12 protein-coding genes and 2 tRNA genes are annotated in these 16,052 nt (G+C 68.8%); 4 read left to right on the forward strand and 10 right to left on the reverse strand.

What is annotated here, in order from left to right:
- Nucleotides 1-278 precede the first annotated feature (278 nt).
- The gene (locus ACFVWD_RS53615; protein ID WP_389606075.1) at nt 279-2,903 is read right to left on the reverse strand and encodes a valine--tRNA ligase; all 2,625 of its coding nucleotides are present in this window, start codon (nt 2,901-2,903) and stop codon (nt 279-281) included.
- 135 nt (nt 2,904-3,038) lie between these two features.
- Here ACFVWD_RS53615 and ACFVWD_RS53620 point away from each other — a divergent pair, with 135 nt between their 5' ends.
- On the forward strand, nt 3,039-4,034 hold the full coding sequence (locus ACFVWD_RS53620; RefSeq protein WP_389606076.1) for a hypothetical protein: 996 nt from the start codon (nt 3,039-3,041) through the stop codon (nt 4,032-4,034).
- Nucleotides 4,035-4,123: 89 nt separating this feature from the next.
- On the opposite strand, the gene clpX is transcribed toward ACFVWD_RS53620, so the two are convergent.
- The 5 genes from clpX to ACFVWD_RS53645 form a co-directional block, all read right to left on the reverse strand.
- Nucleotides 4,124-5,410, reverse strand: a complete 1,287-nt coding sequence (clpX, locus tag ACFVWD_RS53625; RefSeq protein WP_054231969.1) for an ATP-dependent Clp protease ATP-binding subunit ClpX — start codon at nt 5,408-5,410, stop codon at nt 4,124-4,126.
- Between the two features lie 171 nt (nt 5,411-5,581).
- Nucleotides 5,582-6,262 carry an ATP-dependent Clp protease proteolytic subunit gene (locus tag ACFVWD_RS53630; protein ID WP_054231896.1) on the reverse strand — a complete coding sequence of 227 codons (681 nt, stop codon included), beginning with the start codon at nt 6,260-6,262 and terminating at the stop codon, nt 5,582-5,584.
- Between the two features lie 139 nt (nt 6,263-6,401).
- Nucleotides 6,402-7,007, reverse strand: a complete 606-nt coding sequence (locus ACFVWD_RS53635; protein ID WP_054231895.1) for an ATP-dependent Clp protease proteolytic subunit — start codon at nt 7,005-7,007, stop codon at nt 6,402-6,404.
- Nucleotides 7,008-7,469: 462 nt separating this feature from the next.
- A complete protein-coding gene (gene tig / locus ACFVWD_RS53640; RefSeq protein ID WP_389606077.1) occupies nt 7,470-8,876 on the reverse strand; it encodes a trigger factor in 1,407 nt (468 codons plus the stop codon).
- Nucleotides 8,877-9,135: 259 nt separating this feature from the next.
- Nucleotides 9,136-9,212: transfer RNA gene (locus ACFVWD_RS53645), tRNA-Pro, on the reverse strand.
- A gap of 152 nt (nt 9,213-9,364) precedes the next feature.
- Between ACFVWD_RS53645 and ACFVWD_RS53650 the strand changes: the two genes are divergently transcribed.
- A tRNA-Gly gene (locus ACFVWD_RS53650) sits at nt 9,365-9,438 on the forward strand.
- A 266-nt stretch (nt 9,439-9,704) separates the two neighbouring features.
- Here ACFVWD_RS53650 and ACFVWD_RS53655 read toward each other — a convergent pair.
- The gene (locus ACFVWD_RS53655; RefSeq protein WP_054231893.1) at nt 9,705-9,899 is read right to left on the reverse strand and encodes a hypothetical protein; all 195 of its coding nucleotides are present in this window, start codon (nt 9,897-9,899) and stop codon (nt 9,705-9,707) included.
- Between the two features lie 642 nt (nt 9,900-10,541).
- Between ACFVWD_RS53655 and ACFVWD_RS53660 the strand changes: the two genes are divergently transcribed.
- A complete protein-coding gene (locus ACFVWD_RS53660; RefSeq protein ID WP_389606079.1) occupies nt 10,542-11,750 on the forward strand; it encodes an acyltransferase family protein in 1,209 nt (402 codons plus the stop codon).
- 86 nt (nt 11,751-11,836) lie between these two features.
- Here the strand turns inward: ACFVWD_RS53660 and ACFVWD_RS53665 are convergent, their stop codons facing one another.
- Both ACFVWD_RS53665 and ACFVWD_RS53670 read right to left on the reverse strand, forming a co-directional pair.
- Nucleotides 11,837-12,292, reverse strand: a complete 456-nt coding sequence (locus ACFVWD_RS53665; RefSeq protein WP_389606081.1) for an HD domain-containing protein — start codon at nt 12,290-12,292, stop codon at nt 11,837-11,839.
- Nucleotides 12,293-12,484: 192 nt separating this feature from the next.
- Nucleotides 12,485-13,657 carry a PP2C family protein-serine/threonine phosphatase gene (locus ACFVWD_RS53670; RefSeq protein WP_389606082.1) on the reverse strand — a complete coding sequence of 391 codons (1,173 nt, stop codon included), beginning with the start codon at nt 13,655-13,657 and terminating at the stop codon, nt 12,485-12,487.
- Nucleotides 13,658-13,807: 150 nt separating this feature from the next.
- Between ACFVWD_RS53670 and ACFVWD_RS53675 the strand changes: the two genes are divergently transcribed.
- Complete coding sequence (locus ACFVWD_RS53675) at nt 13,808-15,037, forward strand: GNAT family N-acetyltransferase (protein ID WP_389606083.1); 1,230 nt, start codon at nt 13,808-13,810, stop codon at nt 15,035-15,037.
- Between the two features lie 49 nt (nt 15,038-15,086).
- Here the strand turns inward: ACFVWD_RS53675 and ACFVWD_RS53680 are convergent, their stop codons facing one another.
- Nucleotides 15,087-15,896: an Fpg/Nei family DNA glycosylase gene (locus ACFVWD_RS53680; protein ID WP_389606084.1), complete on the reverse strand. Its 810-nt coding sequence runs from the start codon at nt 15,894-15,896 to the stop codon at nt 15,087-15,089.
- Nucleotides 15,897-16,052: the final 156 nt, after the last annotated feature.

A 16,052-nucleotide genomic window follows, 5' to 3' on the forward strand; every position in this document is an offset into this window, starting at 1 on the left:
GGGGGGGGGGGGGGCCGGGGCCGCCACGTCCCCCCCCCCCGGGGGGCGGGGGCCCCCCCCCCCCCCCCCCGGTTTTAGGGGCGCGGGGAACTGCGCGCCAAGCCCCCACCGGGCCCGCGGCCAAGCGAATCCGGGTGGGCGGGGGATGCGGGGCGGAGCCCCGTCTCAGGGGCGCGGGGAACTGCGCGACCAGCCCCCACGCGCCCGCAGACGACGGACGTCGAAGGCCCCAGGGACCAGGAGGTCCCGGGGGCCTTCGTTCACCTGCGGCGGAGCCGTTACGCCTCCGGGAGGCCTTCCAGCTGGGCCTGGATGCGGGCGATGTCCTCGTCCGCCTTGGTAAGCCGCGTACGGATCTTGTCCACGACCTGGTCCGGCGCCTTGGCGAGGAACGCCTCGTTGCCGAGCTTGGCGTTCGCCTGGGCCTTCTCCTTCTCGGCGGCGGCGAGGTCCTTGGCGAGCCGCTTGCGCTCGGCCGCGACATCGATCGTGCCGGAGAGGTCGAGCGCCACCGTGGCCCCGGCGACGGGAAGCGTCGCCGTGGCCGCGAAGGCCTCGCCCTCCGGCTGCAGCCGCAGCAACTGACGGATGGCCGCCTCGTGCGGGGCGAGGGCGGTGCCGTCCAGCGTGAGGCGGGCCGGGACGCGCTGGCCGGGCTGCAGCCCCTGGTCGGCACGGAAGCGGCGGACCTCCGTGATGACCTGCTGAAGCGTCTCGATCTCACGCTCGGCGCCCGTGTCGCGGAAACCGGAGTCGGTCGGCCACTCGGCGATGACGACCGACTCACCGCCGGTCAGCGTCGTCCACAGCGTCTCGGTGACGAAGGGGACGATCGGGTGGAGGAGGCGGAGGGTGACATCGAGGACCTCGCCCAGGACACGCCCGGAGACCTTCGCCGGCTCGCCGCCCGCCATGAACGTCGTCTTGGACAGCTCGACGTACCAGTCGAAGACCTCGTCCCACGCGAAGTGGAACAGGACGTCCGAGAGCTTGGCGAACTGGAAGTCGTCGTAGAGCGCGTCGACTTCGGCGACCGTCGCGTTGAGACGGGAGAGGATCCAGCGGTCGGTCGCCGACATCGCCGAGGCGTCCGGCAGCGGGCCCTCCACCGTCGCGCCGTTCATCAGCGCGAAGCGCGTGGCGTTCCAGATCTTGTTGGCGAAGTTGCGCGAGCCCTGGACCCAGTCCTCGCCGATCGGGACGTCGACGCCGGGGTTGGCGCCGCGCGCGAGCGTGAACCGGAGCGCGTCCGAGCCGTACTTGTCCATCCAGTCCAGCGGGTTGACCGCGTTGCCGAAGGACTTCGACATCTTCTTGCCGAACTGGTCGCGGACCATGCCGTGCAGGGCGATGGTGTGGAACGGCGGGGTGCCGTCCATCGCGTACAGGCCGAACATCATCATCCGGGCGACCCAGAAGAAGAGGATGTCGTAGCCGGTGACCAGGACGGAGTTCGGATAGAACTTCGCGAGCGACTCGGTCTGTTCCGGCCAGCCGAGGGTCGAGAAGGGCCACAGGCCGGAGGAGAACCAGGTGTCGAGGACGTCGGTGTCCTGGTGCCAGCCCTCGCCGGTCGGGGCCTCGTCGTCGGGGCCGACGCAGACGACCTCACCGTTCGGGCCGTACCAGACCGGAATGCGGTGGCCCCACCACAACTGCCGCGAGATGCACCAGTCGTGGAGGTTGTCGACCCAGTCGAAGTACCGCTTCTCCATCTCCTGCGGGTGGATCTTGACCCGGCCGTCACGGACCGCGTCACCGGCGGCCTTGGCGAGCGGGCCGACCTTGACCCACCACTGCATGGACAGCCGCGGCTCGATGGTGGTCTTGCAGCGCGAGCAGTGGCCGACCGAGTGGGCGTACGGCCGCTTCTCGGCGACGATCCGGCCCTCGGCGCGCAGCGCGGCCACGATGGCGGAGCGGGCCTCCAGCCGGTCCAGGCCCTGGAACGGACCCGGGACCGTGATGACCGCGTGCTCGTCCATCACGGCGATGTTCGGCAGGTTGTGGCGCTGGCCGATCTCGAAGTCGTTCGGGTCGTGGGCCGGGGTGACCTTGACCGCGCCCGTGCCGAACTCCGGGTCGACGTGGGTGTCCGCGACGACCGGGATGAAACGCTCGGTGAGCGGGAGGCGGATGTTCTTGCCGACGAGGTGCTTGTAGCGCTCGTCGTCGGGGTGCACGGCGACGGCGGTGTCACCGAGCATGGTCTCGGCACGGGTGGTGGCGACGACGATCGTGTCGTCCCCCTCCCCGTACTTCATGGAGACCAGCTCGCCGTCGTCGTCCTGGTACTCGACCTCGATGTCCGAGATCGCCGTGAGGCAGCGCGGGCACCAGTTGATGATGCGCTCGGCGCGGTAGATCAGCTCGTCGTCGTAGAGCTTCTTGAAGATGGTCTGGACGGACTGGGACAGGCCCTCGTCCATGGTGAAGCGCTCGCGGGACCAGGCGACACCGTCGCCGAGGCGGCGCATCTGGCCGGAGATCTGTCCGCCGGACTCGGCCTTCCACTGCCAGACGCGCTCGACGAAGGCGTCCCGGCCCAGGTCGTGGCGCGACTTGCCCTCCTTGCCCAACTCCCGCTCGACGACGTTCTGCGTGGCGATGCCGGCGTGGTCCATGCCGGGCTGCCACAGCGTCTCGTAGCCCTGCATGCGCTTGCGGCGGGTGAGGGCGTCGATGAGGGTGTGCTCGAAGGCGTGCCCGAGGTGCAGGCTGCCCGTGACGTTCGGCGGCGGGATGACGACGGTGTAAGGCGGCTTGTCGCTCTTCGCGTCCGCCTCGAAGTAACCGCGTTCTACCCAGCGCTCGTACAGCGTCCCCTCTACGTCGGCCGGCGCGTACTGGGTCGGCAGTTCGGGAGTGGGCTCTGATTGCGGCTGCTGAGAGTTCTCGGTCACGGGGTCAGTTTAGAGGCGTCACCGCCCTGTCCCGAAACACGATTCTTCGTAACGGTCCGCCCCCCACTGCCGTGGCACCCCAGGGGTTACGCCAGGATGTCAGGAACACATAAGCATCTGGAGGGGAACCCAGAGATGAGCTACAACGAGCCGGGCCCGTACGGCGGGCCGCCCCAGCAGCCCGGACCGTACGGTCAGCCGGGGCAGCAGGGCCCTTACGGCCAGCCGCCGCAGGCACCCCAGCCCGGTTACGGCTACCCGCAGCAGGCTCCTCCGCAGCCCGGCTACGGCTACCCCCAGCAGGCTCCCCAGGGTGTCCCGCCGCAGACTCCCCCGTACGGTCAGCAGCCCGCGTACGGCCAGCAGCCCCCTTACGGGCAGCAGCCTCCCTACGGCCAGCAGCCCTACGGCGCCCCGCAGCCGCCCGCGCCCGGCGGCGGCAAGAAGAAGACGGCGCTCATCATCGGCTCGGTCGCGGTCGTCGCCGCGATCGCCGTGACGGCGTATCTCGTCATCGGTGGTGGCAGCGGCAGCGGTTCGGTCGCGGACGACGGCCCCCACAAGCTGACGACGCCCGCGACGGTCATCAACGGCACGTACAAGAAGTCCGACAGCTCCGGTGACACCCCCACGATGTCCGACAGCGACATCAAGGACTTCGAGAAGTGGGGCGTGAAGAACGCCAAGGACGCCGGCGCGGGCTACGTGAACGGCACGGGCCTGACCGCGAAGAACCTGTCCTTCAGCGGTGTGTACGGCACCATCGACGACCCGGAGGCGGTCGTCGACGCCATGTTCGCCAAGCTGAAGACGGAGTCCGAGAAGGACCAGAGCAAGGACAACACCAAGGGCAAGCTGCTCGGCAGCCCGCAGGAGTTCAAGCCCTCCGGCTTCAGCAACGGCATCCTGAAGTGCCAGGCGGCCGAGATCACGAACACCGAGTCGTCGACCTCGACGGCCGGCGCTCCCAAGACCGTGAAGGTGCCCCTGTGCGTCTGGGGCGACCACAGCACGGTCGCCTCCGTCACCTCGGTCGACATCGCCGCCTTCCTCACCGGCAAGAGCGGCTCGCTGGACGACGCGGCCGCCACCGCCGCCAAGCTCCGCAACGACGTCCGCGTCAAGATCTGACCGCACGCGTCAACCGCGAGCACAGCAACGGCGAAGGGGCCCCGGTCGGTTGACCGGGGCCCCTTCGTCGTACGTCCGTGCGGTGGCGGTTACGCCGTCTTCTGCTCGCCCGGGCCACGCCCGCGGGCGTCGCGCGGGATCAGCGTCGGGTTGACGTTGGACAGGACGACGTCCGCCGTGATGACGACCCTCGCCACGTCCTTCCGCGAGGGAACCTCGTACATCACCGCCTGGAGGACCTCCTCCATGATGGCGCGCAGGCCGCGCGCGCCGGTCTGGCGGAGGATCGCCTGGTCGGCGATGGCTTCCAGGGCCTCGCGCTCGAAGTCCAGCTCCACGCCGTCGAGTTCGAACAGGCGCTGGTACTGCTTCACGAGCGCGTTGCGCGGCTCCACGAGGATCTGGAGGAGCGCCGGCCGGTCGAGGTTGTGGACCGAGGTGATGACGGGCAGCCGGCCGATGAACTCGGGGATCATGCCGAACTTCACCAGGTCCTCGGGCATGACGGCCTCGAACTGGTCCTTGGACTCGAGCTCGCGCTTGGAGCGGATCGTCGCGCCGAAGCCGATGCCCTTGGCACCCGCCCTCGACTCGATGAGCTTCTCCAGGCCCGCGAAGGCACCGCCCACGATGAACAGGACGTTCGTCGTGTCGATCTGGATGAACTCCTGGTGGGGGTGCTTACGTCCGCCCTGGGGCGGAACGGAGGCCGTCGTGCCCTCCAGGATCTTGAGCAGCGCCTGCTGGACGCCCTCGCCGGACACGTCTCGCGTGATCGACGGGTTTTCGCTCTTACGGGCCACCTTGTCGATCTCGTCGATGTAGATGATGCCCGTCTCGGCCTTCTTGACGTCGTAGTCGGCCGCCTGGATGAGCTTCAGCAGGATGTTCTCGACGTCCTCGCCGACATACCCCGCCTCCGTCAGCGCCGTCGCGTCGGCGATGGCGAACGGGACGTTGAGCATGCGCGCGAGCGTCTGGGCGAGCAGAGTCTTGCCGGAGCCCGTGGGGCCCAGCAGGAGGATGTTGGACTTCGCCAACTCGATGGCGTCGTCCCGATTCTGACCGCCGCCGTTCTCACCGGCCTGGACCCGCTTGTAGTGGTTGTACACCGCGACCGAGAGGGCTTTCTTGGCCGACTCCTGGCCGACCACGTACCCCTCGAGGAACTCGTAGATCTCGCGGGGCTTCGGGAGCTCCTCCCAGCGGACCTCGCTCGTTTCCGCGAGTTCTTCTTCGATGATCTCGTTGCAGAGATCGATGCACTCGTCGCAGATGTACACACCGGGGCCTGCGATGAGCTTCTTGACCTGCTTCTGGCTCTTGCCACAGAACGAGCACTTGAGCAGATCGCCGCCGTCACCGATGCGTGCCACGGTGTGCTTCCCCTTCGCCTGGGAGACGCCTAGGTCCAGCGGCTCCTGGTGCTGCCTTATGTCCGACGGTACCTTGCCGAGCCCCCCGTTCGGGCCCCCCTTGGCACGGTTCACTTTGTCGTGAACCGCGCCAACGGGCGACAGACGAGCGGCAGACGATACAGCGATACGTCAGACGATCGCGGAACTGTTCATCTTGCGGGTGGAGATGATCTGGTCGATCAGGCCGTACGCCAGCGCGTCCTCAGCGGTGAGGATCTTGTCGCGCTCGATGTCCTCGCGGATCTTCTCGATCGGCGTGGTCGAGTGCTTGGCCAGCATGTCTTCCAGCTGCGCGCGCATCCGGAGGATCTCGTTCGCGGCGATCTCGAGGTCCGAGACCTGGCCGCGGCCGGTCTCGCTGTAGGGCTGGTGGATCAGCACGCGGGCGTTCGGAAGCGCCATGCGCTTGCCCGGCGTACCGGCGGCCAGCAGGATCGCGGCGGCCGAGGCGGCCTGACCCATGCAGACCGTCTGGATGTCGGGCTTCACGAACTGCATCGTGTCGTAAATGGCCGTGAGGGCCGTAAACGAGCCACCGGGGCTGTTGATGTAGACCGAGATGTCACGGTCGGGGTCCATCGACTCCAGGCACAGCAGCTGCGCCATGACGTCGTTGGCGGAGGCGTCGTCGATCTGCACGCCGAGGAAGATCACGCGCTCCTCGAACAGCTTCGCGTACGGGTCGTACTCACGCACGCCCTGCGAGGTGCGCTCGACGAAGCGCGGGATGACGTAGCGGGACTCCGCACGAGGACCGGTGTACTCGGCCTGCGTGCGGGCGTAGAGGCCGCTGCCGGGGAAGTCGTTCACTGTGTCTCCTGAAGAGCCTGTAAGAGCCTGGGGCGGTCGGCTGGGGGCGCTGGAGGGCCGTCTGCGCCGCTCCGGGGCACTGAGTGTGCCCGGGGAGCGACAGAGGGGCCGCGCGCCGCCCTGGGGGGCGCTGAGGGGCTTACGACGCCCCGGTGCCGCCACCGCCCGGCATACCAGCAGCGGTGGGCACGATGTCATCGATGAGGCCGTACTCCTTGGCCTCGATCGGGTCGAACCAACGGTCGCGGTCCGAGTCACGAGTGATCTGCTCGACCGTCTGACCGGTGTGGAAGGAGGTCAGCTCGGCCATCCGCTTCTTGGTGTGCAGCAGCCGCTCGGCGTGGATCTTGATGTCCGACGCGGAGCCCGCCAGGCCGGCCGAGGGCTGGTGGATCAGGATCTCGGCGTTCGGCAGGGCGAAGCGCTTGCCGGGGGTGCCCGCGCTGAGCAGGAACTGACCCATCGAGGCCGCCATGCCCATGGCGATCGTCACCACGTCGTTCTTGATGAACTGCATGGTGTCGTAGATCGCCATGCCGGCCGTGATCGATCCGCCGGGGCTGTTGATGTAGAGGTAGATGTCCTTGTCCGGGTCGGCGGCAAGGAGCAGCAGCTGCGCCGTGATCTTGTTGGCGATGTCATCGTCGACCGCCTGGCCGAGGAAGATGATCCGCTCGCCGAGCAGTCGGTTGTAGACCTGGTCGCCGAGGCCACCACCGAAGGGTTCGCCGGCAGCTGTGGGCATCAGATTCGTCACGTATCCACCTGCTCGTCTTACGACGGCGCCGGGCCGTCTCACGTCTTCTGCTGGGGGCGTGGGACCCCGGTGCGACAACCGCCCGGGGCGGCTTCGGGGACTCCCCTGCCCTCGTATTCATGGACCCTAACGCGCGGGTCCCTCCGGGGAATCCCGCAGAAGGAACTGTTCGCTGTGAGCGCATGCGCTCCGCTGGGTCGGACAGGGGGTTCGGCGGGGCTCCGCCCCGTCAGGGGCCCGGGAACGGCGCGATCCGCCCTGCCTCCCGCGCGCACAAAGCCGCGGTCGCGTCTGCCACGGGCGGTCCAACGGCGGGTGCGGCTTGTTGTGGGTTGCTCGCGCAGTTCCTCGCGCCCCCAAAAGCCGACGGGCCCCCGGGAAAAGCCGACGGGCCCCCGGGGACAAGAAGTCCCCGGGGGCCCGTCGTACAGCTGCTGAAGCGCCGTGGGCTTACGCCTCGGGCTTCTCCTCGGAAGCCTCGGCGGAGGCCTCGTCACCGTCGGTGACCTCGGCGACGACCTCGGTGGCCGACTCGGTCTCGTCCTCCTCGTCGTCGAGGTCGACGACCTCGCCGTTGGTGTCCTTGACCGTGGCGGCCTCGACGACGACCGCGAGGGCCTTGCCGCGGGCGACCTCGCCGACCAGCATCGGGACCTGGCCGCCTTCGACGACCGCCTGGGCGAACTGGTCGGGGGACATGCCGGAGGAGGCCGCACGCCGCATGAGGTGCTCGGTGAGCTCCTCCTGGTTGACGTTCAGCTTCTCCTTGTTGACGAGCTCGTCAAGGACGAACTGCGTCTTGATGCCCTTGACCGCGGCTTCCTTGGTCTCGGCGTCGAACTCCTCGACCGTCTTGCCCTGGATCTCGAGGTACTTCTCGAGGTCGAGGCCCATCTGGCCGAGCTGGTGGTGCTCCAGGTTGTGCTTGCGGGTGTTGATCTCGTCCTCGAGCAGCTTCTCGGGGACGGGCACCTCGACCAGTTCGAGCAGCTTCTCCAGGACACGCTCCTGGGCCTGCGTGGCCTGGTCGTACTGCTTCATGTTCTCGAGGCGCTTGCGGCTGTCCGCCTTGAGCTCGTCGAGGGTGTCGAACTCGGAGGCGAGCTGCGCGAAGTCGTCGTCCAGCTCGGGCAGTTCGCGCGCGGCGACCTGGGTGACCTTGACGGTGACCTCGGCCTCCTTGCCGGCCGCCGAGCCGCCCTTGAGCTCGGAGGCGAAGGTGGCCTCGCCACCGGCCTCCAGGCCCTTCACGGCCTCGTCGATGCCGTCCAGCAGCTCACCGGAGCCGATGGTGTAGGAGACGTCGGAGGCGACGCCGTCCTCCAGCACCTCTCCGTCGACCTTGGCCTCCAGGTCGATCGTGACGACGTCGCCGTCCTCGGCGGCGCGCTCGACGGGCGAGGTGGACGCGAAGCGCTCACGGAGCTCCTCGACGGCCTTCTCGACGTCCTCGTCGGCGACCTCGACTGCATCGACCTCGACCTCGATGCCGGAGTAGTCCGGGATCTCGATGGTCGGGCGGACGTCGACCTCGGCGGTGAAGTTCAGCGTTTCGCCGTCCTTCAGCTCCGTGATGTCGACCTCGGGCTGGCCGAGGACGTTCAGCTCAGCCTCGTTGACCGCTTCGGTGTAGAACTTCGGGAGCGCGTCGTTGACGGCCTCTTCGAGCACGGCGCCGCGACCGAACCGCTGGTCGATGACGCGCGCCGGGATCTTGCCCTTCCGGAAGCCCTTCACCGTGACCTGCTGGTTGATCTTCTTGTACGCCGCGTCGAGGCTGTCCTTGAGCTCCTCGAAGGGCACCTCAACAGTGAGCCGAACCCGAGTCGGGTTCAGGTTCTCCACGGCGCTCTTCACGGTTCGGTCTCCTTGTGGCTGACTTCTTGGGGGTACTGCTGCGGGGTTCTGCTGTTTGTTTCTGCCGAGATCAGGCAGAGCCTCAGCGGATTCGCGGCCCTTGAGAGACGTAACAGTGCAGACACACGGGCGCGCAACCTGCATAGTAACCGCAGGCGGTACACGCCCCAAAAGGCGATCTTGCGATCCCGGCCATCGGCCGTGGGGCGTCTGTTCTCTCGCCTGATCCGTGGCCTGACGTGTCGCCGGAACCGGCTGGTGGTCGGGGTGGCGGGATTTGAACCCACGGCCTTCCGCTCCCAAAGCGGACGCGCTACCAAGCTGCGCCACACCCCGTCGGTGCGACACGTAGGGTACATGCCCGGAGACAGCGCGGCTGCCGCATTTCACGAGCGTCCATGGAGTCGCGGAACGGGGTGTGCGGGGATGGGGTGCGACCCGCTACGATGCCTCCTGTGCCGGGGTCGCTGACCTGCGGCGCTCTCTGTGCGGGCGTAGCTCAATGGTAGAGCCCTAGTCTTCCAAACTAGCTACGCGGGTTCGATTCCCGTCGCCCGCTCCATACGGCTCAGGGCCGGGCCGGAGGATCACTCCTCCGGTCCGGCCCTGATCGTTTTCCCCGCCGGTCGGATCGCCGATCGTTTGCCGACCGGTCGGGATCGTCGATCGTTTTGCCGACAGGCCGGACCGTCGATCGATTTCCCGGTCGGTCGGATCTCGGATCGCTGATCAAGCCGGCGTGGAGAGCGCGGTCGGCCCCGGGCGCGGCCGTCGGGGTCCGCGTCCGCGAATGGGGGCGGGCAGGCGTCGGCCCGTCCCGCCCGGAGATCAGAAACTGATCGAGTTGATCGTCTGCGCTATCGAGTCGAGGAACCGTTGGATGGACGGAGCCATTCCGGTCGACGCGAGGAAGAAGCCGAAGAGCACCGCGACGATGGCGGGCCCCGCCTTGATCGATCCCCCTCGGATCAACACCACGAGGATGATCGCCAACAGCAGTACCACTGACAGCGAGATGGCCACAACTGATCACACCCTACGGTCGGTCCGCTCTCCCGGCCCGGGGGTGCAGCCCCGCACACCCCCGCCAGAACCATCGTGCCACCAACCCGGCCCCCGTATGCCGCAGGTGACACATCGTCGGTCGGGACCGCCGGGAAGCCGCCCTCCCCCACTGTCTCGGCGCGGACCAACTGCGCGGCCCCGTACGGTAATTCGACGGTGTACCCGTACGGGAAATTCAGAGGGATCGTTGCCGTGTCCACACATCCCGTTCGCAGGAATTTCGAATTGTTGCCACAGACGCGGCGAAGAAATCCCGGAGGGTACCGGGAAGATGACCCGAAGACGCCGAAGATTGGACATTTCACCAGAGTCGCCCGCGAGTGTTATGCACCAATTAGTCGTGACGAATACGGACAGAAGGGCGCCGCAACTGCCGTATGCAGTAAGGGGCACTCGTCGAATCCGGGGTACTCGAAACGTTACTCACGGACGAACTCACACGTGATAAGCAGGAATAACGCCAGGAGTTTTACGAAGACACACAGACAACGCTAGGGTGCCTCAGATGTTCCAAGCCGCCTCGTCCCCCGCAAGAGCAGCAAGGTCCTGGATCGTCTCCCCCGCTCCCTCCGCTCCCCGCGGTTCCTGGTGGGAGGGTCCGTGACGAACTCGCTCCACCCGAACGGGCCCCGTCGAACGCCGCTCCCCCCGGCAGAGCGGCCGGTGGAGGGAGTGCCGACCTCGCGCTCAGCCCCGGGCCGACCGTCCGACCGGACTTCGAAGCCGGCCGGCGCCACGGTCGCCACCGCCGCCGCCACGGCCACCCAGCCCGGCAAACCGCGTGACGCCTTCTTCGACAACGCCAAGTACCTGGCGATCGTGCTCGTGGCCATGGGCCATGCCTGGGAGCCGCTGAAGGGTCAAAGCCGCGTCCTCGAAGCCGCGTACATGGTCGTGTACGCCTTCCACATGCCAGCCTTCATCATCATCTCCGGCTACTTCTCCCGCAGTTTCGACATGCGCGCCGACCGGCTGAAGCGGCTGGTCACCGGTGTCGCCGTGCCGTACGTCGTCTTCGAAGTGGCGTACGTCCTCTTCAAGCGCTGGGCGGACGACGATCCGTCGCTGCCGGTCAGCCTGCTCGACCCCTGGTTCCTCACCTGGTTCCTGTGCGCGCTGTTCATCTGGCGGCTGACGACGCCGCTGTGGAAGCTGGTCCGCTGGCCGCTTCCGCTCGCGCTCCTCGTGGCCATGCTCGCGACCACCTCACCGTCCATCGGTGACGACCTGGATCTGCAGCGGACGCTCCAGTTCCTGCCGTTCTTCGTGCTGGGCCTGTGCATGAAGCCCGAGCACTTCCAGCTGGTGCGCCGCCGCGAGGTGCGCATCCTGTCGGTGCCGGTGTTCGCCGCCGCGCTGGTCGTGAGCTGGTGGGCGGTACCGCGGATGAACCCGGGCTGGTTCTACCACCGCGACAGTGCCCAGGAGCTGGGTGTCCCCTGGTGGGTCGGCCCCGTGATGGTGCTCGCCCTCCTCGGCTGCTCGCTGGTGCTGACCGCGTGCTTCTTCGCCTGGGTGCCGCGCCGCAGGATGTGGTTCACGGCGCTCGGCGCGGGCACGCTGTACGGCTATCTGCTGCACGGTTTCCTGGTCAAGGGCGGCGACTACTGGGGCTGGTTCGACCACAAATGGCTGCACCGGCCGCTCGGCGAGATCTTCGTGACCCTCGTCGCGGGCGTGGCCGTCACCCTGCTGTGCACGGCGCCGGTCCGGCGGGTCTTCCGCTTCGCGATGGAGCCCAGCATGGAGTGGGCGTTCAAGCGGGACGCCACGGAGCTGGCCCGCGAACGGGCCAAGACCCCGGCGTAGCCACCGTCAGCCCGGCGTAACCACCGCCGACCCGGCGTATCCACCGCCACCTCGGCGTAACTACCGCCAACCCGGCGTAGCCACCGTCAGCCCGGCGGCAGTCCCAGCATCGCCCGCATCGCGGCGTACTTCTTGGTCAGCCGCGCGCGGGTGTGCTCGTCGAGGACCGCGAGCCGGGCCGGATCGGCGTTGTGCGCCAGGTCCGAGGCCTTGACCACGAGAGCTCCCGGAGTCGTACGAATGCGTTTCGCGTACGACTCCGGGGGCTCTCCCTCGCGTTTGGTCAGCGCCAGCACGATGTCCTTCGTCCGCCCGGTCAGCGCGGCCTCGCGCAGCCAGTCCTCGGAGAGCACGTCGTCCTCGACGGCGTCGTGCAGCCAGGCCGCCGCGATCTGCTCGTCGTCGCCCCCGCGCTCACGGACCCCGTCCACGACTGCCTGCAGGTGCTCGGCGTACGGCCGCCCCGCCTTGTCGGTCTGGGCGGCGTGCGCCGTACGGGCGAGGGCCTCTATTTCGGCCAGGGTCAGGAGAGTCTGCGTCACTCCTCCAGTGTCTCCCGCCACAGCGCCGCGCGGGCGGGGACGGCGACCGCCGTCAGACCGAACATGACAACCGCCCCGGCGAAGGACCCACACAAAAGGGGCGGGATGTACGGTCCGTGCCCGGGCGCGGGGAGCTGCGCGACCAGCCCCCACCGGCCCGCAGCAGGCCCGCGGCCGAACCCAGGGCCGTCGTCAGCGGGTTGCCGTGGGGCCTTCTCGGCAGATCAGGAGGAGGGCACGGTCGTCGTTGACGTCCTTGGCGACCGCCTCGATGAGGTGCCACGCGGCGCCGTGGAAACCGCCCGCGACATAACGGTCGGCCTCACCGGTGAGGCGGTCGATGCCCTCGACGATGTCACGGTCGGAGGTTTCCACCAGACCGTCCGTGAAGAGCATCAGGACGTCCCCGGGCCGCAGGGAACCCTTGACGGGGTCGAACTGGGCACCGTCGTAGACCCCGAGGAGTGGACCCTCCGCGGCCTTCTCCTCCCAGCGCCCGCTGCCCGCGCTGAGCTGAAGGCCCGGCGGGTGCCCGGCGGAGAAGAGTTCGTAGTCGCCGGAGTCCAGGTCCAGGACCAGGTGGATCGACGTGGCGAAGCCCTCGTCCCAGTCCTGGCGCAGAAGGTAGCCGTTCGCGGCGGGGAGGAAGGCGTGGGGTGGGAGCGATCCCAGGAGACCGCCGAAGGCCCCGGAGAGGAGCAGGGCGCGCGACCCCGCATCCATGCCTTTTCCGGACACATCGGTCAGGACGACTTCGATGGTTCGGCCACTGTTCGTACGTGCGGCCACGACGAAGTCCCCCGAGAACGACTGACCGCCCGCCGGGCGCAACGCCATCTCCCGGTGCCAGCCCAACGGCAGACTCGGCAGCTTGCTCTGCACCCGGATGCGTTCGCGCAGGTCGAAGAGCATGGTGCCGCCACGCCGCCAGGGCACGCCGACCCGGCTGCGGAACTGGGCGATCAGCAGGCCGAAGAAGCCGCAGGCCGCGACCACCAGAACCACGCCAGGGGTGACCCGGGAGGGACCCTCGGTGTACGGGCCCAGCTTCACGGACTCCACTATCAGCGCGGTGGCGGCGGCCGCGTACAGGCCGAGCAGGCTGGCGGGGCGCAGCAGGAGGCCGCCCGCGACGATCGGCAGGACCAGCGCGGCCGGGGAGCACCAGACCGAGTTCATCAGCGTCGTGGCCGCGATCACGGGGATGGTCAGCAGCAGACCGGCCAGTGCGATCCAGTCCGAACCGTCACCGCGGAAGTAGTCGACGGCGGATCTGCGCACGCCGATGCGAGCCCGGTGCCACTGCTTCTTCAACCGGGCCGTGAACGTCTCGGCTTCCGCGCGCCGCTCTCGTCCTGCTGCCATTAGTTCGGGACCCTATCCATCGGACCAGGTGCTTGGCACGGGAGGTCCCACTTGTCCCCCGTCCGAGCGCTCAACATCACAGTGAACGGCGCCTCCGGAGGTGAGGGAAATTCCCTCGCTCGTACCGCATTGCCCTGGTAGGCATGGCGTATGACGACTGACTTGCGGGTGCTGCGGCAGCCCGAGTGGAACACGTGGTACGACAACCTGGTCCGCGCGTTCGGGGGCGTACCGGAGTCGTCCGAGGAGCGCGAGGTGATGAACGCGCTCACAGAGTACGACCGTTTCCTGGGGATCTGGGACGGCGACCAGTGTGTGGGCACCGCGGGGGCGTTCTCCTTCCGGGTCACCGTCCCCGGCGGCACCTCCGTACCGGCCGCGGGCATCACGATGGTGAGCGTCGCGGCCACCCACCGGCGGCGCGGGCTGCTCACGTCGATGATGCGGCGGCAGCTGGACGACATCCGCTCATGGGGCGAACCGCTGGCCGTGCTGACCGCGTCGGAGCCGGTGATCTACGGCCGGTTCGGCTACGGCATCGCGACCCACCAGCACAACGTCGAGATCGACACGACCCGGGTACGACTGTCCGTACCGCCCGGCACCGATGACGTACGTCTGCGGTACGCCGCGCCGGCCGACGTACTCGACGCCTGCGAGGCGGTGTACGCGCGGCTGGTCCCGGGCCGGCCCGGCATGCTGGCGCGGCGGCCCGCCTGGGACCGGGCGATGCTGCTCGACCCGGAGAGCGATCGGGACGGCGCGTCGCCGTTGCAGTGCGTGGTCGCCGAGCGGGACGACGAGGTCGTGGGCTACGCCCGGTACCGGATCAAGCAGGACGGCGACCACCGCGGGGCCGGGTTCACCGTCCGCCTCGACCAACTGGAGGCGCTCGACCCGGCAGCGCACGCGGCGCTGTGGCGGTTCCTCTTCGAGATCGACCTGACGTCCACGGTGCACGCCTACGGTCGCCCCGTCGACGAGGCGTGGCAGCACATGGTGTCCGACATCCGCCGCTGCGCGGTGCGGATGCGGGACGCGTTGCACGTGCGGCTCGTGGACGTCGGCGCCGCGCTGGAGGCGCGGACGTATCAGGCGCCGGTGGACGTGGTGTTCGAGGTGGAGGACGTGTTCTGCCCGTGGAACGAGGGGCGTTGGCGGCTCACCGGAGACACCAAGGGCGCGACCTGTGTGCGTACGTCGGACGCCGCCGATCTCGCGCTTTCCGTACGGGAGTTGGGGGCGGCGTATCTCGGCGGGGTGTCCCTGGCCTCGCTCGCGGCGGCGGGGCGGGTGCGGGAGCTGCGGCGGGGCGCGCTCGCGGAGGCCTCGGTGGGCTTCTCGTCGGCGGTCGCGCCCTGGTTGCCGCACGGGTTCTAGGTCCTGTCGTTGACGACAGGACCTAGAACCCCGGGGGGCCGAACCCGGTTCAGCGGTTCTGGCAGGTCGGGCACCAGAAGAGGTTGCGGGCGGCGAGATCGGCGGTGCGGATCTCGCCGCCACAGATGTGGCAGGGCAGGTTGGCCCTGCGGTACACGTACACCTCGCCGCCGTGGTCGTCCACGCGCGGTGGGCGGCCCATGGCCTCCGGGGTGTGTTCCGGGCGGACGGTGTCGATGCGGTTGTTGCGGACGCCCTCGCGCATGAGTGCCACCAGGTCCGTCCAGATCGCGTCCCACTGCGTCGGGGTGATGTCCTTCCCCGTGCGGTACGGATCGATGCCGTGCCGGAAGAGGACTTCTGCGCGGTAGACGTTCCCGACGCCCGCGATGATCTTCTGGTCCATGAGGAGCGCGGCGATCGTCGTACGGCTGCGGGAGACGCGGCGGTACGCCGCCGACGGGTCCGCGTCGGCGCGGAGGGGGTCCGGGCCGAGGCGGGCGTGTATCGCCTGCTTCTCGTCGTCCGTGATCAGGGCGCAGGTGGTGGGGCCGCGGAGGTCGACGTACGACGTGGCGTTCGCGAGGCGGAGGCGGACCGTGTCGGTGGGGGGCGGGGCGGGGGCGTCGCCGAAGTTCACCTTGCCGAAGAGGCCGAGGTGGATGTGGATCCAGTCGGCGGCGCGGAAGGCGAGGAAGAGGTGTTTGCCGTGGGCGTCGGCGTGTTCGAGGGGGGTGCCGTCGAGGAGGGCGGCGGCGTCGGTGAACTTGCCCTGGGGGCTGGTGACGCGGGTGGGCCCGCCCGCGAACCTGGCCTCGTAGTCCTCGGCCAGCCGGTGAATCGTGTGCCCCTCGGGCACGGCGTCCTCCTCGTGCAGCGGTGTCTTCCACGGCGCGGACGGCTCGGGGGGTGTCTCGCCCCCGCCGCCCCTACCCTCCCCCAAGCTCTCGGCTTCGCTCGAGCAGGGGGGACCCCCATCATCCCCACTTGGGGGCTCCGCCCCTTCAACCCCACC

This window comes from Streptomyces sp. NPDC058086 (assembly GCF_042885015.1).
In the GTDB taxonomy this organism is placed as follows: domain Bacteria; phylum Actinomycetota; class Actinomycetes; order Streptomycetales; family Streptomycetaceae; genus Streptomyces.